At 61.3% G+C, this 20,879-nt stretch carries 20 protein-coding genes; 8 read left to right on the plus strand and 12 right to left on the minus strand.

Features of this window, described 5'->3' with window-relative positions; genetic code table 11:
- Nucleotides 1–24: 24 nt before the first annotated feature.
- The 3 genes from PAN31117_RS09015 to PAN31117_RS09025 are packed head-to-tail and all read right to left on the minus strand — an operon-like array spanning nt 25 to nt 2,607.
- Nucleotides 25–705, minus strand: coding sequence for a lipocalin family protein (locus PAN31117_RS09015; RefSeq protein ID WP_150737893.1), 681 nt, complete (start codon nt 703–705; stop codon nt 25–27).
- On the minus strand, nt 702–1,817 hold the full coding sequence (locus PAN31117_RS09020; protein ID WP_150737894.1) for an SAM-dependent methyltransferase: 1,116 nt from the start codon (nt 1,815–1,817) through the stop codon (nt 702–704). The genes PAN31117_RS09015 and PAN31117_RS09020 overlap by 4 nt, the downstream gene beginning before the upstream one ends.
- 31 nt (nt 1,818–1,848) lie before the next feature.
- Nucleotides 1,849–2,607: a DUF1295 domain-containing protein gene (locus PAN31117_RS09025; RefSeq protein WP_370855743.1), complete on the minus strand. Its 759-nt coding sequence runs from the start codon at nt 2,605–2,607 to the stop codon at nt 1,849–1,851.
- Nucleotides 2,608–2,981: 374 nt separating this feature from the next.
- Here PAN31117_RS09025 and PAN31117_RS09030 point away from each other — a divergent pair, with 374 nt between their 5' ends.
- Nucleotides 2,982–3,911 (plus strand): alpha/beta hydrolase, encoded by a 930-nt coding sequence (locus PAN31117_RS09030; protein ID WP_150737896.1) that lies wholly within the window; start codon nt 2,982–2,984, stop codon nt 3,909–3,911.
- 39 nt (nt 3,912–3,950) lie between these two features.
- Here PAN31117_RS09030 and PAN31117_RS09035 read toward each other — a convergent pair whose 3' ends face one another.
- The 5 genes from PAN31117_RS09035 to PAN31117_RS09055 are packed head-to-tail and all read right to left on the minus strand — an operon-like array spanning nt 3,951 to nt 7,167.
- On the minus strand, nt 3,951–4,091 hold the full coding sequence (locus PAN31117_RS09035; RefSeq protein ID WP_150737897.1) for a DUF2256 domain-containing protein: 141 nt from the start codon (nt 4,089–4,091) through the stop codon (nt 3,951–3,953).
- Between the two features lies 1 nt (nt 4,092).
- Nucleotides 4,093–4,668, minus strand: coding sequence for a lipocalin family protein (locus PAN31117_RS09040; RefSeq protein ID WP_150737898.1), 576 nt, complete (start codon nt 4,666–4,668; stop codon nt 4,093–4,095).
- Between the two features lie 48 nt (nt 4,669–4,716).
- Nucleotides 4,717–5,403 (minus strand): sigma-70 family RNA polymerase sigma factor, encoded by a 687-nt coding sequence (locus PAN31117_RS09045; protein ID WP_150737899.1) that lies wholly within the window; start codon nt 5,401–5,403, stop codon nt 4,717–4,719.
- Nucleotides 5,404–5,445: 42 nt separating this feature from the next.
- On the minus strand, nt 5,446–6,177 hold the full coding sequence (gene folE, locus PAN31117_RS09050) for a GTP cyclohydrolase I (protein ID WP_150737900.1): 732 nt from the start codon (nt 6,175–6,177) through the stop codon (nt 5,446–5,448).
- A 42-nt stretch (nt 6,178–6,219) separates the two neighbouring features.
- Nucleotides 6,220–7,167 carry a MerR family transcriptional regulator gene (locus PAN31117_RS09055; protein WP_174990886.1) on the minus strand — a complete coding sequence of 316 codons (948 nt, stop codon included), beginning with the start codon at nt 7,165–7,167 and terminating at the stop codon, nt 6,220–6,222.
- A gap of 753 nt (nt 7,168–7,920) precedes the next feature.
- On the opposite strand from PAN31117_RS09055, the gene PAN31117_RS09060 reads away from it, so the two are divergent.
- Nucleotides 7,921–9,237 carry an MFS transporter gene (locus PAN31117_RS09060; RefSeq protein ID WP_150737902.1) on the plus strand — a complete coding sequence of 439 codons (1,317 nt, stop codon included), beginning with the start codon at nt 7,921–7,923 and terminating at the stop codon, nt 9,235–9,237.
- A 134-nt stretch (nt 9,238–9,371) separates the two neighbouring features.
- On the opposite strand, the gene PAN31117_RS09065 is transcribed toward PAN31117_RS09060, so the two are convergent.
- The 3 genes from PAN31117_RS09065 to PAN31117_RS09075 all read right to left on the minus strand — a co-directional run bounded on the left by PAN31117_RS09065 (nt 9,372) and on the right by PAN31117_RS09075 (nt 13,573).
- Entirely contained in the window at nt 9,372–11,774 is a 2,403-nt protein-coding gene (locus PAN31117_RS09065) for a cytochrome c (protein WP_150737903.1), read from the minus strand.
- 49 nt (nt 11,775–11,823) lie between these two features.
- Nucleotides 11,824–12,327, minus strand: coding sequence for a (2Fe-2S)-binding protein (locus PAN31117_RS09070; RefSeq protein WP_150737904.1), 504 nt, complete (start codon nt 12,325–12,327; stop codon nt 11,824–11,826).
- A gap of 76 nt (nt 12,328–12,403) precedes the next feature.
- Nucleotides 12,404–13,573: an FAD-dependent monooxygenase gene (locus PAN31117_RS09075; RefSeq protein WP_150737905.1), complete on the minus strand. Its 1,170-nt coding sequence runs from the start codon at nt 13,571–13,573 to the stop codon at nt 12,404–12,406.
- A gap of 276 nt (nt 13,574–13,849) precedes the next feature.
- On the opposite strand from PAN31117_RS09075, the gene PAN31117_RS09080 reads away from it, so the two are divergent.
- The 5 genes from PAN31117_RS09080 to PAN31117_RS09100 all read left to right on the plus strand — a co-directional run bounded on the left by PAN31117_RS09080 (nt 13,850) and on the right by PAN31117_RS09100 (nt 19,638).
- The gene (locus PAN31117_RS09080; protein ID WP_150737906.1) at nt 13,850–14,602 is read left to right on the plus strand and encodes a maleate cis-trans isomerase family protein; all 753 of its coding nucleotides are present in this window, start codon (nt 13,850–13,852) and stop codon (nt 14,600–14,602) included.
- Nucleotides 14,603–14,640: 38 nt separating this feature from the next.
- The gene (locus PAN31117_RS09085; protein ID WP_150737907.1) at nt 14,641–15,483 is read left to right on the plus strand and encodes an alpha/beta fold hydrolase; all 843 of its coding nucleotides are present in this window, start codon (nt 14,641–14,643) and stop codon (nt 15,481–15,483) included.
- Nucleotides 15,484–15,507: 24 nt separating this feature from the next.
- A complete protein-coding gene (locus PAN31117_RS09090; RefSeq protein ID WP_150737908.1) occupies nt 15,508–16,542 on the plus strand; it encodes a 2,5-dihydroxypyridine 5,6-dioxygenase NicX family protein in 1,035 nt (344 codons plus the stop codon).
- Nucleotides 16,543–16,588: 46 nt separating this feature from the next.
- Nucleotides 16,589–17,233 carry an isochorismatase family protein gene (locus PAN31117_RS09095; RefSeq protein WP_150737909.1) on the plus strand — a complete coding sequence of 215 codons (645 nt, stop codon included), beginning with the start codon at nt 16,589–16,591 and terminating at the stop codon, nt 17,231–17,233.
- A gap of 125 nt (nt 17,234–17,358) precedes the next feature.
- The gene (locus PAN31117_RS09100) at nt 17,359–19,638 is read left to right on the plus strand and encodes a xanthine dehydrogenase family protein molybdopterin-binding subunit (protein ID WP_150737910.1); all 2,280 of its coding nucleotides are present in this window, start codon (nt 17,359–17,361) and stop codon (nt 19,636–19,638) included.
- Between the two features lie 36 nt (nt 19,639–19,674).
- Here the strand turns inward: PAN31117_RS09100 and PAN31117_RS09105 are convergent, their stop codons facing one another.
- Nucleotides 19,675–20,118, minus strand: a complete 444-nt coding sequence (locus tag PAN31117_RS09105; protein WP_150737911.1) for a MarR family winged helix-turn-helix transcriptional regulator — start codon at nt 20,116–20,118, stop codon at nt 19,675–19,677.
- Nucleotides 20,119–20,265: 147 nt separating this feature from the next.
- On the opposite strand from PAN31117_RS09105, the gene PAN31117_RS27075 reads away from it, so the two are divergent.
- The gene (locus PAN31117_RS27075) at nt 20,266–20,772 is read left to right on the plus strand and encodes a hypothetical protein (protein ID WP_174990887.1); all 507 of its coding nucleotides are present in this window, start codon (nt 20,266–20,268) and stop codon (nt 20,770–20,772) included.
- Nucleotides 20,773–20,879: the final 107 nt, after the last annotated feature.

The following is a 20,879-nucleotide window of genomic DNA, read 5'->3' on the forward strand; positions in this document are numbered from 1 at the left end:
CTATGTGAGTAAGGTTATCGGCGTTCAGTCTTCGCGACCTGGCGTGACGAAGCCGGGCTGGCCCAGCTGTTCCGGCATCTGCGGCACGCGCCGGAATCGCGATGTGTCGTAGCCCATGGCCTCCAGCCGGGTCAGCAGCAAGCGGTACGTCGCGTCGTCCATCGTCGGCTCACGTGAAAATACCCAGCCCAGCGATTTGTCCGGGTAGCCAAGCAGCGTGTAGCGATAATCCGGGTCCACATACAACGTGAGTTGCGAAACGTAGATCGGCCAGAAAAGTCGTACGCGCCAGTGACCGCCGCCGGTGCCCGGCAAAACGCTGTCGAGAAACTGGTAATGGCTCTCAGGTTGGTCGAATCCGCCTTTGCGACCGTAGAAGTGGTCGTCGATGCGTCCGTCTTCGCGCAGCACCCATTCGGCGCGGCTCGCGACGAAATCGCGCTCCGCGAAGTAGGGAATGTTGGCTATGACGTACCAACGGCCCATGTAGCGTGGCAGATCTACGGACGCCACCTTGAGAGGGACATTAGCGAGCGGGTTCGGGTTGGGAGGCGCGCCGGAGCAACTTGTCAGCGCCGCGCAGGCGAGCACCGCGACGGCGAACCAGCGTCTGCGCGTCGATTGCGGCGCAGCCCTTTGCGTGCGCAGCGACACGGCAACGCGCTCGGTGGCAAGCCGGTGGGGCGGTGTGGAATGTCGAGTCATGCCTGGACTCCTGCGCCCGCTCCTGGCTTTTCGAACAGGTAATGCCCAACTCCCCACTGCTGACCGCCCGCGTAGCCGAACAGCTCTGCCACGGCCATGTAGAACATGCGCCAGCGCTGGAGTTGAAGACGCGCCTGCGCGCCGTAGTTCGCCTCGAGGATCGGCAGCACCGTTTCTCTGGCGGCATCGAGTGCGTCGAGCCAATCGTTGGCCGTGCGCGCGTAGTGCCGTCCGTCCACCCACCAGCGGTCTGCGATGCGCAGGTCATCCTGGAAATGCAGCAGCAGATCGGCGCTCGGCATGGTGCCGCCGGTAAAGAAATGCCGCGACATCCAATCGGATCCGTCGCGGTCCTGAAAATGATAGGCGAGATGCCGATGCGCGAAGATGTGCACGAACAGCATTCCGCGATCGTTCAGCCAGCCCGCGATCTTCTTCATCAGCGCGCCGTAGTTTTTCATGTGTTCGAACATCTCGATCGACAGGACCCGGTCGAATTGCGCGGGAACGTCGTCGGTAAAGTCGAAGTCGGCCACGTTGCCCGTGACGATCCGAAGGTTGCGCAGCCCCCGCTTGGCGGCGGACGCCTCGATGAAACGGCGTTGACCGTAAGAGTTGGATAGCCCGACGATTTGCGCCCCCGGATATCGCTCTGCCAGCCAAAGTGCGAGCGATCCCCATCCGCAACCGAGATCCAGAATGCGCTGGCCATCGGCGAGCTGTGCCCGCTCGGCATAGCGCGTGAACATGGCCTGCTCGGCCTGTTCCAGCGTTGTCGACTCGCTTTCGTAATAGCAGCACGAGTACTTCATCGCGGGTCCCAGGTGGGCGAGGAAGAACTCGCTCGGCACCTCGTAATGCTGGGCATTGGCTTCCTGGGAAGCGATCGCGATGGGGCTCGTACGCAATTCCTTCACGAGGTCGGACAATGCCGACATGCCGCGCTCGAGATGGTGCGCATACTCCTGCTTCAGTCGTTGGCGCATGAGTTGACGCATTCCGGCGCGCAGCAGCGCGTCGGGCACCACGCCCAACTCGCAAAGCCGAACGAGTCCCGATTCTTCTATCGTGTCGGCGCTGGCCGAGGGCGGCCGAGTAAGGGAGACAGTCATAGTGTCAAACTCCAGGTTTGCGCAATGTCCGTCATGACGATGTCGTCTGACGAGCGGGTTTCGGTGGCCAGGGGACTAGCGAGCTGGTGGTTTGCATGTATTCCCGATAAGCCGGACGCGTGGCCATCAGGTGCGCCTCCAGCAACGGGATGCCCGACACTTTCAGCAGCAGCCATGCCATGAACAGTGGGGGAAAGAGCGTCAACCAGCCCCACGGCATTGCGATGGAGAGCGCGGCATAGCTGCACCAATGCAGACATTCGAAGAAATAGTTGGGATGACGCGAGTAACGCCACCAGCCCTCGCGGCAGACCTGTCCCCGATGCGTGGGATCGCTGACGAAGTCGCGCAACTGGCGATCGGCGCTCGCTTCCCCGACGACTGCGCCAGCCCAGATCAGCACTGCGACGATCACATTGAGTGTCGACGCCGCCTGCGCGCTGAACGCGGGCAAGAAGAACGCGACCGCGAGCAACATCGCAATCACGCCCTGGAACTGAAAGAACCAGAACATATTGCGGTCGGCCGTCGCTCCCCATCGTTCGCGGAAGACCCGGTAGCGCGCGTCTTCCAACTTGCCCCAATTGCGGCGCCACAGATGCAGGGCGAGACGTGCGCCCCACAACCCACCGGCCACGCCGACGAAAATCCGGTTAAACGCGTGTCCGGTGCCCTGAGTCGCCACGAAAATTGCCGCCAGACTCAGTGCGGCCGCCCATATGGGGTCGACCATGCCAGCGTTTTTCGTGCGTTTTTGCAACACCCACGCCAAAGCGAAGGCGAAAATCATCCCGCAGAAGGTCATCACGGCAGTCGATAGCATTGGGGACCTGTCAGGCAATTAAGTGTTGTCTGGACGTGTTGTTACGTATACGAAGATCAGACGCCGCCGGATGCACCTTCGATAAAAAAATTCACAGATCACTTGTGAAGTGTGTGCGGGGAGGGCGCATCCGGAATGTCGTGTCATCCGTATCTGTGATGGCTTCCGGATCGGAGAAACGCCATCAGCGTGATCCACGTGTACTGCCTTAAAGACACGTGGCAGAGCGGTGCGCTGAGGTGTGCTGCTTCCGGCCGTCGGGCGATGAGGCGCTTCGTCGCCCGGATTTGACCGGAGTGGGAATGGACTGACGTTCCTTGCCAAAAACTTCACCATGCACCATGCCAAAAATTCACTTTTCCAGCATTCTTTCGGCTGTGTCGGCCGGCGTGACACTTTGTGCCTGCTCGCCGATCAATGTGATCAATGCGCTTACGCCCGCCACGACGTACCAATCCGTCACCGATGTGGCCTATGGCGACTCTCGGCGGCAGCGTCTCGATATTTACGTGCCCACGCGCGCTGGTGCGGGTGACGTCGGCATGCCGGTCGTCGTGTTCTTTTACGGTGGCAGTTGGCAAAGCGGAGACCGTACGGAGTACCGCTTCGTCGGTGAAGCCTTGGCCTCACAGGGTTTTCTGGCAATTTTGCCGGACTATCGGACATTCCCCGAGGTCACGTTTCCGGCGTTCATGGAAGATGCGGCAAGGGCAGTGAGATGGGGAGCCGATTACGCCGGACACTTTGGCGGCGATCCGGGCCGCCTGTTTCTCATGGGACATTCGGCGGGAGCGCAAATCGTGACCTTGCTGGCGACCGACGAACGATATCTTCTTGGCGCGGGCCTCACGACGTGCGCTGTCTCGGGTGTAGTCGGGCTGGCCGGTCCTTACGACTTCCTGCCGTTGCAAAGTTCGACGCTTCGCCAGGTCTTCCCTGTGCCTGTGCGTGACGAGAGTCAACCCATCCGGTTCGTGACGGGACGGGAGCCGCCGATGTTCCTTGGGGTGGGCGACACGGACCTCATTGTCGAGCCGGGAAACACAGCTCGCTTCGCGCAACGGTTACGAGAGACGGGAGCCAGTGTGGAGACCCGTCATTACGACCTCGGTCACGCGCTGATGCTGGGCGCGATCAGCGCGCCGTTGCGCAGATTCTTTCCGGTACTGGGCGATATTGTTAATTTCGTGAACGGCGACCCACAGCGCGCCACGCGTGTCGCCTGCGCACAGCGGGAACGATTCACTGCTGGCGAAATTTCACCCCGGTGAATCGCTTCCACCCGCCTCATTGAACTTAGCCGCCCGACGTCATGACATGCCGCGATGTCGTCGACAGCGTTCGGAGCAGTACTTCACGTCGTCCCATGTCCTCGCCCAGCGCTTGCGCCAGACGAACGGACGGCCGCAGGTCTGGCACACCTTGCTCGGAAGATGAGGCTTGCGGTGCATGTCATTGCACGGGATCCGTGCGCGTATGGCTTACCCAGATCAGCGACGACGTGTCGACGCCAAGCGCTTGCGCGCGGGCTACGATCTGCTTCATCTGCGCGTCGTCGAGATGCTTCTGACGGGCGAGAATCCAGCAGTACCCCGTATCGGGCCCGAGCACCAGCGCCCACTGATAGTCGGGATCCAGTGCGGCCACATGATAGCCGCCGTAAAACGGCCCGAAGAATGACACCTTCAACGAGGCGACATCGGGCGACCCGGTAAAGCGGGCCTTGCCGATAGCCTCCTTCCAGCGTCCGTTCGCCTGATCAAATCCGCGATTCTGCACCTTGACACTACCGTCCGTCTCAAGCATGTAAGTCGCGGAGACATCCGTCATACCTCGCTCGAAGGCGTGGTCCAGGCGGGCCAGCTCATACCAGCGCCCCTCATACCGCCCGACATCGAAAGGCGAAACGGGAACGACGCCTGCCGGCGGTTTCGTGCTTGCGCATGCGGACATGAAGATGAGCACCAACGAAAACAGCGCCAGCAGCGACATGCGCGAAGGTGTCTTGGTACGGATGCAGTCTCTCATGGTGTGCCTTTCATGGTTGATCGAATGAAAACGCCCCGTAGGGACGACTTAGCGTTCGAGCATTTGACGCAACGAAGCGATGCCTCGACGGATCCAACTCTTCGCCGTGCCTTCGGGCACGCCGAGTACCGTAGCAAGCTCGCTATAAGAGAAGCCGCCGAAATAGGCGACCGTGATCGCATGACGATGTCGCGTCGACAGCCCGCGCAACGCATCGCTCAGCCGTTGCGATGCTCGCTTCGTCTCGAATATTTCGCTGGGCAATGCATTATCTGCTGAGAGCGAGGCCATGAGCACGTCGTCCAGCAGCGCGTGATGCTTATGACCTCGCAAATGGCTGATAGCTTTGTGCCGCGCTATCGTAAGTGTCCAGGGCAGCACATCTCCGCGCAGCGGATCGAAAATGACGTTACGCTGCCAGAGCGTCACGTAGACATCGTGAAGAATATCCTCTGCCGCGGCACGATTGTTGACGATGTGCAGAATGGCACCGAGGATCAGCGATGAAGTTCTCCGGTAGAACTGCGCGAACGCCTGCGTGTCTCCGTGCTGAGCGGCTGTCAACAGGTGTCCGAGTTCCGACTTGTCGATTGCCGAAAACTGCCGGGCGGACAGCGGCGCCCGCTTGAATCCATGTGTCTGCGGATGCGCGCCTGACGGCGCTCCCGCCGAGGTGGTGCGGGGCGCTTTGGCGGCATTGGGCAATACATCCTGACTGACGTCGGCGATTGTCATGGCGACATATCGAGAGGGGGATGGGCCGCGGCAATAAGGCGTTTACCGGGAACGCGAAGCCATCAGCGCCAGGAATTCCCGGCGAAGTGAGGGATCTTCCAGAAATCGACCACGCATCACGCGACTCACCATGCGTGCGCCATCGTCTTTCGTCCCGCGCCAGTGCATGCAAAAGTGATCTGCCTCCATGACGACAGCCAAGCCGTCGGGCGTAATCTTCTCTTCGAGCAAGTCTGCGATCTGCTTAACCGCTTCCTCCTGAATTTGTGGCCTCGCCATGACCCAGTTGAGCAACCGGGCATATTTCGACAGGCCGGGCAAATTGGAGTGGGCGTTGGGTAACACGCCGATCCAGGCGTGTCCCATGATCGGGCACAGATGGTGCGAACAGGCGCTGCGTACGCGAAGCGGCCCGATCAGGGTCAGCTCGTTCAACTGCCCGATGTTCGGGAATTCGGTGATTGCCGGCGCTGGCTCGTAGCGACCTGCGAACACTTCTTTGACGAACATTTTCGCCACACGTCTGGCCGTGTCCCGCGTGTTGTGGTCGTTGTCGACGTCGATGACGAGCGCGCGCAGCGCGTTCTCGATATGTCCGGCGACTTCGTCCTGAAGTCGGTCGACGTCGCCTTCGCGCAAATGGGCGGCAACGTTATCGTTCGCGTGAAATCGTACGCCGGCACTTCGAAGACGTTGTCTGATCGCCTGCGAAAGCGGGATCCCCTCTTGTTGCCCCTGCGCTATTACAGCCTGAGAGTCGATGACTGCGCCCATGAGATGCTCCCCATCAAATGTGATCCGAACGCGAAACGCGCTTCAGCGCTCGCCGCGCCGCATGGCTGGAACCGCCCAGCCTTCGTGCGCCGCCACGGCGGCTAGCGCGTCTTCGAACAGCGTGACGGCCCGGTTGGCGGCATCGCCTAAATATTGATGAAGCAGCGCATCGGCCGAGGAGAGCGACAGGCATTCGTCGCTGTATCGCTCGAAGGCTGCGAGTTGCACGACCAGTTCGACGATGTGCTTGGGACACTCGCAAGCGATCGTTGTGGACTGCTGCGCCAGATCGGCCAACGTCTTTTCATCGAAGCGACGCGACGACCTGCCCCACAGCCGGTCGCGGGCCGAGCCTGCGCTATTTTTGTGTGTCAGTGACTTTACGAAATCCGCAAGGACTTCGTGCTCATGAAGCAGCGCCTCGGAAGTGCGTACCATCTGAATGCCCTCGAGACGCGCAAGATCGACGGCCCGACGCGTGCCGAATGCGTAGACGACAAGCACTTGGTCGCATTGCGTCCGCCGTGCGGCGGCAATAATGGATAACACGGTGTCTTCGTGCAGCGCCTCAACCCGTACGACCATACCGCTCGCGCGACCGGCCTTTTCGTGCGCAGCCGGAATTTCGACGACAGTGGCGAATACTTCGTGAGTGACGCCTTCGGGCAACTCGGCAGTCACCCCGTCGCCGAAGCCCGCGATGAACAGAACTGTGTCGTGCGTTATGTCTGCAGCAGACGCCGGGACCTCGCCGCTCGCCAATTGGACCAACTGCTCGTTGTCCAGATGGGCGACGGCACCGATCGCGTGTCCCTTGTCGACAAGTGACTTGATTGTTCTGAGTCGACTCACGTCCACGTCGGAATACAGACGCTGACCGGAGGCGCTCGTGAGCGGGGAGACGACGCCATAGCGCTGCTCCCAGATCCGCAACGTGGCGGCCGGCATATCGACGAGTTTTGCGGCTTCGCCGCTCCGATAACGTCGCATTGAACTCACCGTGTTCTCCATCCTGGGATTGTTGCCATTGGAGTCGTATGCTCGGATCAAACCTTAACTCATCGACATATTAGAGTCAATAAACGAACTCATAAATCATGCAAATAGTATATTTGAGTTCGTTTTTGGACTCAAAATTGGTTCGCGAGGAACCTGAATGTCGCGCATCGTCAGGGCGCGAGGCCATTGGCATGACCGGGCCGCAGTCCTCGGTTCATTCACGCGCCGAGTCGCAATCTGGGCATTCTCGACACGTCCGGACACGGAGTTGGTGGTACAGGCGCCCGTTGAGGCGGCAATTGCACTGGGAGCAGGGCGGTGAGTAAGGTCGTCGCAACTTCCGCTGCGGCTATGGCGGTATCGAGGCGAGCAGAGAGTGAGCCGCCGTAGACATTGTTAGGAAAACTTACCGATGAACTGCTTATTCGCCGTGTCCGGATGGGATGACCACTACAGTGCCGCAACCGAGCAAGGGCGGAAAATATCCGATAACAGTGTTAACGCTATAAATTCGTCGAGAGTCGACGAATAAAACTTGAGACAAAACTACATACACATATGAAACATAAGAAATAACATCAATAATTCGGGTTTTCCCTTCATTCTCGCGGCATTATTTTGTAGTGTGTACGCTTTTTTGTTTGTGCTATACATGCTAATACGCAAGCCGCACACACTATGCGTTTTCACGCGAGCGCTACTTGCGTCATCATTATTCAGCCGCTCACGCCACGGGAAGTCGCCATGTCCTACACCGCTACACCCAATCCGGTTGCGCAACCCGCCTCTCACATTACCAATGTGGATGCGCTTTACGGAAAAGTCACCGTACGTCTGATTACCTTTCTTTGTCTGTGCTACTTCGCTGCGTATCTGGACCGGATCAATGTCGGTCTGGCGAAGCTGCAAATGCTCAGCGCTCTGCAGTTCAGCGACACGGTCTACGGCCTTGGGGCCGGACTTTTCTTCGCGGGCTACATTCTGTTCGAGGTGCCCAGTAATCTGATCTTGCAGAAGGTCGGCGCCAAGTTGTGGATTGCCCGGATCATGGTCACGTGGGGCTTGCTCTCGGGTGCGACCGCATTCGTCACGACGCCCACCCAGTTCTATGTCCTTAGATTCTTGCTGGGCGTGGCCGAAGCCGGGTTTCTGCCGGGCGTCCTACTCTATCTGACGCACTGGTATCCGGACGAGCGCCGTGCGCGAATCATTGCGCTTTTCATGGTCGGGCTCCCGCTCTCCAGCATGGTTGGCAGCCCGATCTCCGGTTGGATCATGTCCATGTTCGACGGCGCTCACGGGTTCGGCGGCTGGCAGTGGTTATTTGTGCTCGAGGCGCTGCCGTCGATTCTTCTGGGGGTGGCGATCTTCATGTATCTGCCCAACGGCATTGCCTCGGCACGGTGGCTGTCGGCGGAGGAGAAGGCGGTGCTCACCGCCAATCTCGACAAGGATGCCAGCGCACATAAAAGCCACAATCTCAGTGCAGCATTCACCGATCCGAAGGTCTGGGCATTGGGATTGATTGATCTTTGCGTGCTGCTTGGCCTGTATGGCGTGAGCTTCTGGTTGCCGACGATCCTGAAGGACACCGGTGTTCGCGATCCGTACACGATCGGATGGCTAATGGGAATTCCGAATGCGGTGGCTGTGGTGGGGGTGCTCGTTTGGGGCGCCAGCTCGGATAAGCGCCGCGAGCGACGCTGGCATATCGTGCTGCCGTTCATGGTTTCGGCCATCGCGATGTTCATCTTTGCGACGGGACAGCACGGCACCGCCATGACCCTCGTGTTGTTCTCGCTGATTAACTTGGGCGCTGCCGCAGCGATGCCAGTCGTCTGGGCGTTGCCTTCCACGTTCCTCAAAGGCTCCGCCGCCGCCGCAGGTATTGCCTTCGCATGCTCGCTGGCCAATCTGGGTGGCTTCGGCAGCACGTATTTCATTGGCTGGCTGCGCGACACGTTCCACTCCCAATCCGCCGGGATCTACGGCTTCGGCGTTTGCATGCTGATCGGGTGCGTGCTCGCGCTCTCCTACCCGAAGCAACTGGTCAATCGTTGAGCGAATTCGTCCGGGAGATCGCGCCGGCCAGCCCGGCGCGCACAATGAGCAGGAACACAGGTACGAAGGGGAAGGGCCGACGAAAATGTCGGCCCTTTTTTATGGCGTGCGATGGAGCGCGTGTCGACGTTTAGTCACTGCGAATGCACGTTGCGAGCGTGTGCAGCCGACGTCTCCAGGTCCGGCCATGGAGGCTGATCGGGCGCGTACCGGGCGCGAATGAAAGCGGCAAGTTCAGCTATTTGCCGGTCGTCGAATGCGTCGCGAAAACCCGGCATGTAGCCAAGCGCCTCCGTGGCCGGTTGGTCGATGCCGTTCATGAGTACGTGCATCAAGTTGTCCGGTGTAGCCTGACTCACGCTGCTGTTCAGCCCCATGAGCGGACGAACGCCGAAGTGACCGACACCCCCGCTGTCCGTGTGGCAAACGGCGCAGGCCGCTTCGAAGGTGCGCCGACCACTCTCAAGGCCGAGCGTCGTCGCAACGTCGGCACCCTTGGTACGCTGGCGGGCGATCTCGGCAACCTTCGATGCCTCCGTCGTCGGCGAGAGCGACGCAAGATAGTGTGCGATGGCACGCACATCCGTTTCGGGCAGTGCCGCGAGTCCGGCGACCACGGGCGCCATGGGGCCAGCAGCGACGCCATGCTCATGTGAGAAGCCGGTGCGCAAGTAATCGAACAGTGCGGGCTCCGTCCATGGCACCGGCGACTCCTTTGAGGCCACTAACGGCGGTGCTCGCCATCCTTCGACCTCACCACCCCCGAGATACTGCTTCGCCTGTTCCGCGCCGAGCATGTTGCGCGGCGTATGGCATGCGCCGCAATGGCCAGCGCCATCGACGAGATAGCGCCCGCGATTCCATAGCGCGGATTGCGACGGGTCGGGACGGTACTCGGTGGTGTCGTGATAGAGCCAGTTCCACCCGGCCACGAGACGCCGCCGGTTTAACGGGAATGGCAGTTCAGTCTTGGGTGGGGTGTTTGCCACCGCTGGCTGCGACATCAGATAGGCGTAGAGCGCGAGCATGTCCGGCTCGCTCATTTTGGCGAAGGCCGTGTAGGGAAACGCCGGGTAGAGATGCGATCCGTCGCGCGAGATGCCTTCGCGCATCGCGCGCGCAAAGGCAGCGTAGGACCAGCGCCCGATGCCCGCGTCTGGATCGGGGGTGATGTTCGTCGAGTAGACAGTGCCGAACGGTGTTTCGAGCGCGAGGCCCCCGGCATTGGTCGCGCCTTTGGCGGCAGTGTGGCAGACCGCACAGTCACCGGCCAATGCGATCTGCCGCCCGCGCTCCAGTGTTGCCATCGACCACAGCGTGTTGTCGGGGGCTGCGATGGGGGCGATTTCGGCGGCACCGAAAAACATGACGCTGGCGAGTCCGCCAATCCCGGCGATTGCTCCGCCGGCAAGCCATCGCGGCCAGCGTTGGGGGAGGCGTCCTCGCTTTTTCGCGCCAGGCGCAGGGCGCACGACATCGACCGGCTTGCGCAGCGTCGCGCGCAGATTCTCGGGGGTAAACGGCGGTCGGCGCAAACGGATGCCCGTTGCATCGAACAGGGCATTCGCAATGGCGGCGGCGGCAGGCGCGGCAGCGCCTGCGAGCCGCTCTGCGTCCGCAGGGGGAAGCATAACGGCACCGGAAGGCGTCTCTGACGTTTCGCCAACATACCTCATGACGGCGTGTTCATCGGTAGATGTGCCGATCTCATCGGGCGACGCCGACATTCGCCATGTCGCGCCGAGGGCATGCCGCACGGCATCGGCGATCTGTTCGGCAGGCAGTCCGTCGACGGCCGCCGCCTCGCCGGGGCGCCCACTGGCTTGCGCGGCAACCACGCGCCGCAGGGCGATCTCGCCCGACACCGGGTTGACGTCAAGGTCGACGATCCACGCAGACCAGGTGTCGGCTTCGGCGTTCGAGGCGGCTTTCGATGTTTGCCCATCGAAAGCAAATCCGCGGCCGCGCTGCCATCCTTTCGGGACACCCTGCGCGTCGGCGCCAGACGGCATGCCCCATGCAGCGCGCTGCGCGACCATGCGGATGACTTCGCGCGGGCCCTCGTTGCCCTCCGATGCCAGATGGCGCAGACGAAAGTTCACCGGGTCCTCGTCTGCCCGAGCGGCCGCTTCGTCGATGAACGATTCGCGAGCGAATGCATGTGCCGTCGCCGGTATCCGTTGCGCCGGATCGATCACCTCCGATGCAACGCTCTCGTAGCGATATGGCGGAAGGTGGTGCGGCGAGTGCGCTGCGGCTTGTGGTGGCGAGGTGTCGCCGGCAAGCACGGCTGGACCGAGCACTTTGGCCCGGTAACGCCACGTCTGCAACGAGCCGTCGTCGCGAGTATCCGCGCTGATTTCGAGCTGCGCGATGGCACCACCGTGTTTCGTGGGCCATGAATAGACGGCGTGCTGTGCCGTGTGTTCAGGTGCAGTAGAGGCGTGCGCTACGTCGCTTCCTACCTTCCGGCCGCCAACTTCCCTTGAAACGCCTGTTGTGTCCGCAGCGCCCGCAGCTTCCGCCGCGTTCGGCATCCCGGAAGTCGACGCAGGGCGACCGTCGCGGCCATTTTCGGGTGACGCATCATCGATTCTTGTCATCTTGTAGGTATTGCGCCGCGCGATGCACGGCTCTGACGATTTCGTAATGCGTGCCGCATCGGCACAGGTTGAAGCGTAGCGCGTCGTGAATCTCGGCGGTGTTGGGCGAAGGATTGCGATCGAGCAACGCCTTCGTGCTCATGATCATGCCGTTCAGGCAATAGCCGCATTGCGCTGCCTGCTCGTCGATGAAGGCGCGCTGAATGGGGTGCAGCGAGGTTGTGCCGCCCAGGCCTTCGAGTGTGGTGATTTCGCGACCCCGCGCAATGCTGACCGGCACCACACACGAGCGCGTCGGCTGCCCGTCAACCAGCACGGTGCACGCGCCGCATTGCCCCAGGCCGCATCCGTACTTAGGGCCGTTGAGTTCGAGGTCGTTCCGCAGCACATACAGTAGCGGTGTCTGCGGGGACGCATCGCCAACGGTGTGCGTTGCACCGTTCACGCGCAAGGTCGCAGGTCCCGTCGCGGGACTGGGTAAAGCCATCGGCTGACTCGCAAAGATAAGCATGAGGGTGACAATCTCGCCACCCTCCCGGGATTATGCAAACCTCGTTCCCGACTCAGGCGGCGGCCGTCAGCGGCGGCGCGACCGTACGTGACGATGCGGGGACGAGCGGCGTCGTGAAGACATCGTAGCCGAATACCCACGCCGGGTCTTCATTGGTGCGCAGCCACGTGTTGTTGTGGGAGACGCGCTGCACCTCCGACGCCCGCGCAGCACGATTCGCCTCGTAGAGAGCGAATGCGTCCGAATAATCGCCGACACCGACTTCGTCGAGACAGCGGGTGAGCATGGCGGCGTCTTCGATAGCCATCGCAGCACCTTGCGCCATGTGCGGCTTCATCGGATGGCAGGCGTCGCCAAGCAGCACCAGCCGGCCACGGCTCCACACCGGAAGCGGATCGCGCTCAAGCAACGGCCATTTCGTGATCGTCGGCGAGACTTCGATCAGATGCTGGACGTCACGGTGGTAGCCGTCGAACGCCGCGAGCATTTCCTCACGGCTGCTCGGCAGCATCGACACGCCTTCCGGCCATTCCTTCTGCGGCACACCGGTGACGTAGTAATACTCGTCTTTCTTCTCGGTGACGTAGTAGACCATCATGTGACGGTCCTCCGACCACCACTTCACGCACATGTCGTACGGCTTGTTGTTCAGGAGCGACGCGGGGAACACGGCACGGTGCGCAACGTATCCCGTGTATCGCGGCGGCTCGGCGCCCAGCAAATGCTCGCGAATCTTTGAATTCACGCCGTCAGCGCCCATCAGAATGTCCGCTGTCTCGACACTGCCGTCGGCAAACGTCATGCGCACTTCACTGCCAGTGTCTTCCACCGTACTAAGGCATTTGCCGAAGCGGATCGTGCCCGGCGTCACCGCCCGGGTCATCAGCTCATGGAAGTCGCCACGATGCACTGTCAGATAGGTCGCGCCGTATGTCTTCAGGGCGTAGTCGCCCAGCGGGATCTGCGCAATGGGGTCAGCCGTCCTTGCGTCGCGGCTGAACCAGAAATCCGGATGCGACCCCATGACGTTGAGCGCGTCCTCGATGCCCAGGCGGCGCATGATCTTCATCACGTTCGGCCCCAGGTGAATCCCCGCGCCCAGTCGGGAGAAAGCGGGGGCCTGTTCGTAAAGCGCGACGTCGTAGCCGCTGCGCTGCAAGAGACCTGCGGCGGCCGTGCCGCCCAGACCTGCGCCAATGATGGCGATACGGGGCTTGTTCATGGAGGCTCCTGATCGTGTGGCCGACATACCTGCATCGAGGTAGCCGCCCAGGTGGTTGGATTGGATTATTTAAAGCGTACACATTACAAAAATCCATCGCAACCACAAAACAAACGACCTAGGGTTTGCACTTACACAATAAGAAAAAGCGCCAAATTTATTTGATTTTTCTCAGGAAAAATCTTGGAAAACTTATTTTTGCAGGGTTGCTAGCATATAGCGCATACACTAGACTTTACGCAAAACATCATCGACCCCCTTTGGGAGACTCTCCTCATGACCAAGCGTTACCGCATCGGCCAGATCGTGCCGAGTTCGAACACCACGATGGAAACCGAGATACCGGCCATGTTCCGTTTGCGCGAAGCGATCCGGCCTGAGCGGTTCACGTTCCATTCGAGTCGCATGCGCATGAAGAAGGTGGTGAAGGAGGAGTTAGCGGCTATGGATGCCGAATCGGATCGCTGCGCAGTCGAGCTGAGCGACGCCCGTGTCGATGTGCTCGGCTATGCCTGTCTTGTGGCGATCATGGCGATGGGCCATGGCTACCATCGCGTGTCGCAAAAGCGCCTGACGCAGCAGACCATCGCCAATGGCGCAGAGGCACCGGTGTTGACAAGTGCAGGTGCTTTGGTCGATGCGCTACATGTGATCGGCGCCAAGCGCGTCGTCGTCGTTGCCCCTTATATGAAGCCGTTGACGGAACTTGTCGTGGATTACATCCGCAACGAGGGCTTCGAGGTCGTCGCCTATCGCGCGCTCGAAATTCCAGACAATCTCGAAGTCGGTCGTCACGATCCGATGCGCCTGCCCGATATCGTGAAGACGCTGCCTTATCAGGACGCCGATGCCATCGTGCTTTCCGCCTGCGTGCAGATGCCGTCGCTGCCCGCCGTGGCGAAGGTCGAAGCCATGACCGGCAAGCCCGTGATCACAGCGGCCATTGCCACGACCTATGCCATGTTGCGCACGCTCGAACTTGAGCCGGTCGTCCCGGGTGCCGGCGCGTTGTTGTCAGGCGCGTATTGATGCTATCGGAACCTATCGACATCTCCAGGACACCTCTCATGACTTCGACCCTGCAATACGGCGCGAATGTCGCCGCCAACGGCATTCGTCAGCACTACCTCCGGTATGGCGGCGCAAGCAAAGCGTGTTCGCACCGCCCGGCGGTCATCGTGATTCCCGGCATTACCAGTCCTGCCGTCACGTGGGGGTTCGTCGGCGAAGTGTTCGGCCGGGTATTCGACACTTATGTGATAGACGTGCGGGGCAGGGGACTGTCCAGCGCGTCGCCCGAGCTCGACTACAGCCTCGATGCGCAGGCAGACGACGTGGCGGCGCTGTGCGCGGCACTTGGGCTCGACCGGTTCGCGCTGGTCGGGCATTCGATGGGCGCGCGCATTGCCGCGCGCGCGGCGCTGCGTGAGCCACGCGGGCTTGCGTCGGTGGTACTCGTCGACCCGCCGGTATCCGGCCCCGGTCGTCGAGCCTATCCGGGCAAGTTGCCGTGGTACGTGGATTCGATGGCACTGGCGCGTGCGGGCATCGACGCCGAAGGCATGCGCGCGTTCTGTCCTACGTGGACTGACGAACAACTGGCGTTGCGCGCCGCATGGCTCCACACCTGTGACGAGCGCGCAGTGCTCGCATCGTATGAGGGCTTCCACCAGGATGACTTCTTCGCCGACGCCGCACAACTGCGCGTGCCGTCGTTGTTGATCACGGCGCAGAACGGAGATGTCGTACGCGACGAAGACGTGGCCGAGCTTCAGCGGGCAACGCCGACGATGCAACACGTACGCGTGCCTGAGGCCGGCCACATGATTCCGTGGGACAACCCTGACGGTTTCTTTGCAGCGTTCGGCGATTTCCTTGGCGCACCGCTGGGCCACGCGCCTGCGGCATGAACATGCAATGCATCGGAGACGGCAATGGCCATCAGTGACTTCCAATTGATCGAAGCGTGGCGCGAGGTGCTGACGTTATCGAAACTCGCTCACGGACAGAACGTGACCGTGCTGACCAGCGCATCGACCCATCCGCAAACGTTGCGCTGTGCGTTGATCGCCGTGCAATCGATGGGCGCAATTGCGAATCGGCTCGATCTACAGCCGGTCAACGGCGAGAAGGCATTCAGCCGCGACTCGCTCGCCTATCTCGGCACCACTCCGCTCACAGGCAACCGCGCGGCGATTGCGGCGCTCAAGGCCAGCGATCTCGTACTTGATCTGATGACACTGCTGTTCTCGCCCGAGCAGCACGACATTCTCAAGGGCGGCACGAAGATCCTGTTGGCAGTGGAGCCGCCGGAAGTGCTTGCGCGCATGGTGCCGACGCAGGGCGACAAGGCACGTGTGCTGGCTGCCGCCGCAAAGCTCGGGGCGGCGCGCGAAATGCGAGTGACGTCGTCGGCCGGCACGTCACTCGTCTGCCCGATGGGCGAGTTCGCGCCGACCGCCGAATACGGCTTCGTCGATGAGCCAGGGCGATGGGACCATTGGCCGAGCGGCTTCGCACTGTCCTATCCGAACGACCACATGGCGCACGGCACTATCGTGATCGACCGCGGCGACATTCTGTTGCCGCAGAAGCGCTATGTGACGGAGCCGATTCGCCTGAGCGTCGAGAAGGGGTACGCCACCCGGATCGAAGGCGGGGTCGATGCGGCTTTGCTGCGCGACTACATGGAAACCTTCCGGGACCCGGAGGGCTATGCGATCTCGCACATCGGGTGGGGGCTACAACCGCGTGCGCGATGGTCGACGCTCGGGCTGTACGACCGCGAAGCGACCATCGGCATGGATGCCCGTGCATTCGAAGGTAATTTCCTGTTCTCGCTGGGCCCGAACAACGAAGGCGGCGGCACCCGGACAACGACGTGTCACATCGACATCCCGTTGCGCCACTGCACGGTCTCGCTCGACGACGACGTTATGGTGCGCGAAGGGCGCATCGTCTACGAGTGATCGAAACATTCCACGTTTTTCAACCAGATACCGATACCTATTCGCCATGAGTGACATATCGCATCACGCCGAATCCGGCGTCTATCAACGCCAGGGCTTCGGCACGTCGCTGGCCCCGCAAGGCAACGTTGCGTTGCTGATCGTCGATCTGGTGGTCGGCTTCGCCGATCCCGAGGTCTTCGGGGGCGGCAACATCCCGTCGGCCATTTCACGCACTGTCGATGCACTGGCTGTCGCGCGCCTGAACGGATGGCCGGTGGCGCACAGCCGCATCGTCTATGCGGACGACGGTAGCGACGACAACATCTTCTCGATGAAGGTGCCTGGTATGGCAACGTTGACCGAACACAATCCGAACAGTGCCATCGTGCCGGAACTCACGCCGATTCAAGGCGAGCTCGTGGTGCGCAAGGTCGTGCCGTCGGCCTTCTTTGGCACGCAGCTCGCACCGTGGCTGGCGCAGCGCGGTATCCAGACGTTGCTCGTTGCCGGTGCCGTGACCAGCGGCTGCGTCCGTGCGAGTGTGGTCGACGCGATGTCGTTCGGCTTGCGTCCGATCGTGTTGGCGGATTGTGTCGGGGATCGTGCGATCGGCCCGCACGAGGCAAGTCTGTTCGACATGCAGCAAAAGTATGCGGCGGTGATGCCGCTGTCGGATGCGGTTCAGGTCATCGAACGGCGCAATCCCTGAGCGGTCGGGACTGCCACCGATCGGCTATCGCGGAAGGTCTCGATTGACGCCCCGAAATGGTCCTTTTATCGTGGGCTACCGGCAGCGTGCATGTTGCCCCTGCCGCATTACAGGAATCCGCTTTCGTGAATCGCTCCGAATTGCTCGTACGCGACGGTTGTCTGCTCGTTGTCAGGCAGCCGGTTACGCCGGTCATCCCTGCGCCCGGACAGCCGGGCAGTCATTCGAAGTTTGTACCCGATGTCGCAGAGATCTTCGTGGCGATTCTCGACGATGGCCGCATTCTTGGCTTTAACGGCCACGTCGATCTCGGCACGGGCATTCGGACCTCGCTTGGGCAAATCGTAGCGGAAGAACTGGACGTGCTTGCTGAAGACGTCGAGATACATCTGGGGCACACGGCTGCGACACCCAACCAAGGGCCGACGATAGCGAGCGCCACGATTCAGATTTCTTCGGTGCCATTGCGATGTGCTGCGGCGCAGGCACGACGCGAATTGCTGGCGATGGCCTCGCGCCGATCCGGCATCGACGTTGATCAATTGCATTGCGGTGCAAGGGAAATCGTCGGCACCACCGGGGAAGGTGAAACATTCAAGGCGACGTTCGCGGAACTGGTGCGCGGCGAGACGGTTGTTCTCCCACTCGATCTGGATGCACCGGTGAAGGACCCCGCGACTTATCGCGTCGTAGGCAAGTCCGCGCCGCGTGTCGATCTGCCGGCCAAGGCCACAGGCGAGCTGACCTTCGTGCATGACGTGCGGGTGCCCGGCATGTTGCACGCGAGAGTGGTCCGCCCGCCGTACAGCGGCATCGATGCTGGCGCATTTGTCGGCAATTTGCTTGAGTCGGTCGACAAAGATGCCGTCATGCAAATGCCCGGCGTTCGCGCGGTCGTGGTGATCGGGGATTTCGTAGGCGTGGTGGCGCAACGCGAGGAGCAGGCGATGCAGGCGGCACAGGCGTTGCGCGTCAGGTGGAAACCTTTGCCTGCTTTGCCGTCGATGGACGATACCGCCGCTACCATTGCAGCGGCGCCTGCTGTGAGGCGTCCGCTGCTGAGCGAGGGCGACGTCGATGCCATGCTCGCGCGCGACGATGTCGTCAAGCTTTCCCGGACTTACGCGTGGCCGTACCAGATGCACGGGTCCATCGGCCCCTCCTGCGCCGTCGCCGATTACCGGGCGCGCGGCGAAGGACGAATCACCGTCTGGTCGGGCACGCAGAACCCCGTGTCGTTGCGCTTCGATCTCGCGCAGTTGATCGCCAGAGACGAAGCGGACATCGATATCGTGCGAATGGAAGCATCGGGTTGTTATGGACGCAATTGCGCCGACGATGTCTGCGGCGATGCGCTGCTGCTCTCCAGGGCGGTCGGTGCGCCGGTACGCGTGCAACTGTCGCGTGCCGACGAACATTTGTGGGAGCCGAAAGGCACCGGCCAGGTGATGACGGTGAGCGGCGCGGCGACGCACGACGGCGAGTTGCTCGCATACGACTTCGCGACGCGTTATCCCTCCAACGACGCACCGATGCTGGCCTCGCTGCTTACCGGCATCGTCTCTGCGCAGGCCCGTGTGTTCGAGATGGGGGATCGCACGGCGGTGTCCCCGTACGTGAGCGCCCATCGGCGCTTCGTGTGCGACGACATGGCGCCGCTGGTGCGCGCGTCATGGTTTCGCGGGGTCTCGGCGTTGCCGAATTCGTTCGCGCACGACGCCTTTGCCGACGAGATGGCGTGGGCCACAGGGCACGATCCACTGGCATTCAAACTGCGGCATCTGGACGATGCGCGTGCCGTCGAACTGCTCAAAGCGGTGGCCGAGCGTGCAGCATGGACACCCAGGTCGCACGACATCTCACGATGGGATAACGACGAGCGGTTCGTTCGCGGGCGTGGGGTGGCGTATGCCCGCTACGTGCATAGCCGTTTTCCAGGGTTCGGTGCGGCGTGGTCGGCGTGGATTGCCGACGTGGTCGTGGATCGTCTGACGGGAGAGGTGCGAGTCGAGCGGGTGACCGTGGGGCAGGATACGGGCACGATGGTCAATCCGGACGGGGTGCGTCATCAGTTGCATGGGAACGTGGTTCAGGTGCTGAGCCGGTCGCTCAAGGAGCGCGTGCGATTCGTCGACGGACGTCCTGCCGGTCGGGAATGGGGCGGGTATCCGATATTGACGTTTGCGGAGCTTCCGCATCTGGACGTGGTGTTGATGCCGAGGCAGGGCGAGCCGCCGATGGGGGCAGGGGAGTCGGCGTCGGTGCCCGGTCCGGCGGCACTTGCCAATGCGATCTTCGATGCCACGGGGGTGCGAATTTACGCGCCGCCGTTCACGCCTGAGACCGTACGCGCGGCGTTGGCACGGGAAGATCGTCTGATTCGTCCGTCCGAACAACGGGTCTGAAAGCCTTGCCACGACGAAATGCCGTAGCGCTCGCGCTCATTGCGCCGAGTCGGTATCCATCATTTTGCGCAGCAGGAACATCAGCGCGACGCGCTCTGCCGGGTTGAGCGCGCCGTAGGTGCGCTCGGTGACGTCTTCCGCGAACGGAACGGTTCGCTCGATGAGCGCAAGCCCGTCGGGCGTGGCTCTTACCAGCAGCTTGCGGCCGTCGGACGGATCGGGCTCCACGTCGATCAGGTTCCGTGCTTTGAGACGCTCGATGACCCCGCGAATGGTGGCTTGATCGATGGCGGTCGTCTTGACGATGTCATTCAGGGAGCACGATTGCTTTTCCTTGACGGTGCACAGCGCGACGAATTGCGCGGCGGTCAGGTCCGAATCGGGAATGGCGTTTTGGAAGATCGAAACATGGCGTTGGTAGGCGCGTCGGAGAAGATGGCCAATCTGGTCGTGGAAGTCGTAAGCAATTTTGCTGGACATGGCTGCGCGAGGGCGAGGTAAATGTGTCACTCGGAGGATAGCATCTGAGGCCGCCGGGTTGCATGGCGCATACGTGTCGGAGCCGCATCAGATCAATCTTCGTGTCGATGCGGTGCAGACGCTTCGCGCGACGGGCGGGAGGTTTGCATGACGAAATTCGGAGGGGTCGACGGCATCGTCAAGGTCAAGCACAATCGGGGACTTCCTACCCGAATAACATTGCCGATGTTTCGAACTTCAGCGCTTGCCTTTCTTCTCTGCGTCGCATCATTTGCTGGCAACTCGAGCAATGCACTGGCGATTGATCAATCCGAGAAACATTCCGGGCCGGCCGTTATGGTTCATTTTGATTACTACCGAACGGACTACGCAACCCTTAGGAAGCTTGAGGCACGGCTTGGGGAAGCGATCAGACGTGCCATGGTAGGGGAACTGAGCGAAAGCGAATTACACCTCGATGGCAATGATGGCTATCTATACATGTACGGCCCTGATCCCGACCGACTGTATGACGTGGCTCGACCGATTTTGCGAGCCAATAGGTTGACAGCCAACGCGGAAGTTACGAAGTGGCGCGGAACGCACACGGAGACCGTTTTGCTTTCGCCGGGTAAGGCCGACCTTCCGTCCAGTGGCGCAAAGATAGGGCCGTGACGAAAAGAGTTGAACCTCCGACCACCTGTATCCCATGCATTGCTTCAATCACGCAAAAATTCTGCGCTATGAAGTTGGCGGACACAAAGCAGGGTGCTCGCAACCAC

The organism is Pandoraea anapnoica (assembly GCF_902459765.1).
Classification (GTDB): domain Bacteria; phylum Pseudomonadota; class Gammaproteobacteria; order Burkholderiales; family Burkholderiaceae; genus Pandoraea; species Pandoraea anapnoica.

Coding starts and splice junctions, on each gene's coding strand:
- PAN31117_RS09030 (WP_150737896.1), top strand. CDS start 2,982: ATGCCAAAAATTCACTTTTCCAGCATTCTTTCGGCTGTGTCGGCCGGC.
- PAN31117_RS09065 (WP_150737903.1), bottom strand. CDS start 11,774: ATGCCGAACGCGGCGGAAGCTGCGGGCGCTGCGGACACAACAGGCGTT.
- PAN31117_RS09105 (WP_150737911.1), bottom strand. CDS start 20,118: ATGTCCAGCAAAATTGCTTACGACTTCCACGACCAGATTGGCCATCTT.
- PAN31117_RS09035 (WP_150737897.1), bottom strand. CDS start 4,091: ATGCACCGCAAGCCTCATCTTCCGAGCAAGGTGTGCCAGACCTGCGGC.
- PAN31117_RS09045 (WP_150737899.1), bottom strand. CDS start 5,403: ATGACAATCGCCGACGTCAGTCAGGATGTATTGCCCAATGCCGCCAAA.
- PAN31117_RS27075 (WP_174990887.1), top strand. CDS start 20,266: ATGACGAAATTCGGAGGGGTCGACGGCATCGTCAAGGTCAAGCACAAT.
- PAN31117_RS09040 (WP_150737898.1), bottom strand. CDS start 4,668: ATGAGAGACTGCATCCGTACCAAGACACCTTCGCGCATGTCGCTGCTG.
- PAN31117_RS09055 (WP_174990886.1), bottom strand. CDS start 7,167: ATGCGACGTTATCGGAGCGGCGAAGCCGCAAAACTCGTCGATATGCCG.
- PAN31117_RS09095 (WP_150737909.1), top strand. CDS start 16,589: ATGAGTGACATATCGCATCACGCCGAATCCGGCGTCTATCAACGCCAG.
- PAN31117_RS09025 (WP_370855743.1), bottom strand. CDS start 2,607: ATGATTTTCGCCTTCGCTTTGGCGTGGGTGTTGCAAAAACGCACGAAA.
- PAN31117_RS09060 (WP_150737902.1), top strand. CDS start 7,921: ATGTCCTACACCGCTACACCCAATCCGGTTGCGCAACCCGCCTCTCAC.
- PAN31117_RS09085 (WP_150737907.1), top strand. CDS start 14,641: ATGACTTCGACCCTGCAATACGGCGCGAATGTCGCCGCCAACGGCATT.
- PAN31117_RS09075 (WP_150737905.1), bottom strand. CDS start 13,573: ATGAACAAGCCCCGTATCGCCATCATTGGCGCAGGTCTGGGCGGCACG.
- folE (WP_150737900.1), bottom strand. CDS start 6,177: ATGGGCGCAGTCATCGACTCTCAGGCTGTAATAGCGCAGGGGCAACAA.
- PAN31117_RS09015 (WP_150737893.1), bottom strand. CDS start 705: ATGACTCGACATTCCACACCGCCCCACCGGCTTGCCACCGAGCGCGTT.
- PAN31117_RS09090 (WP_150737908.1), top strand. CDS start 15,508: ATGGCCATCAGTGACTTCCAATTGATCGAAGCGTGGCGCGAGGTGCTG.
- PAN31117_RS09080 (WP_150737906.1), top strand. CDS start 13,850: ATGACCAAGCGTTACCGCATCGGCCAGATCGTGCCGAGTTCGAACACC.
- PAN31117_RS09020 (WP_150737894.1), bottom strand. CDS start 1,817: ATGACTGTCTCCCTTACTCGGCCGCCCTCGGCCAGCGCCGACACGATA.
- PAN31117_RS09070 (WP_150737904.1), bottom strand. CDS start 12,327: ATGGCTTTACCCAGTCCCGCGACGGGACCTGCGACCTTGCGCGTGAAC.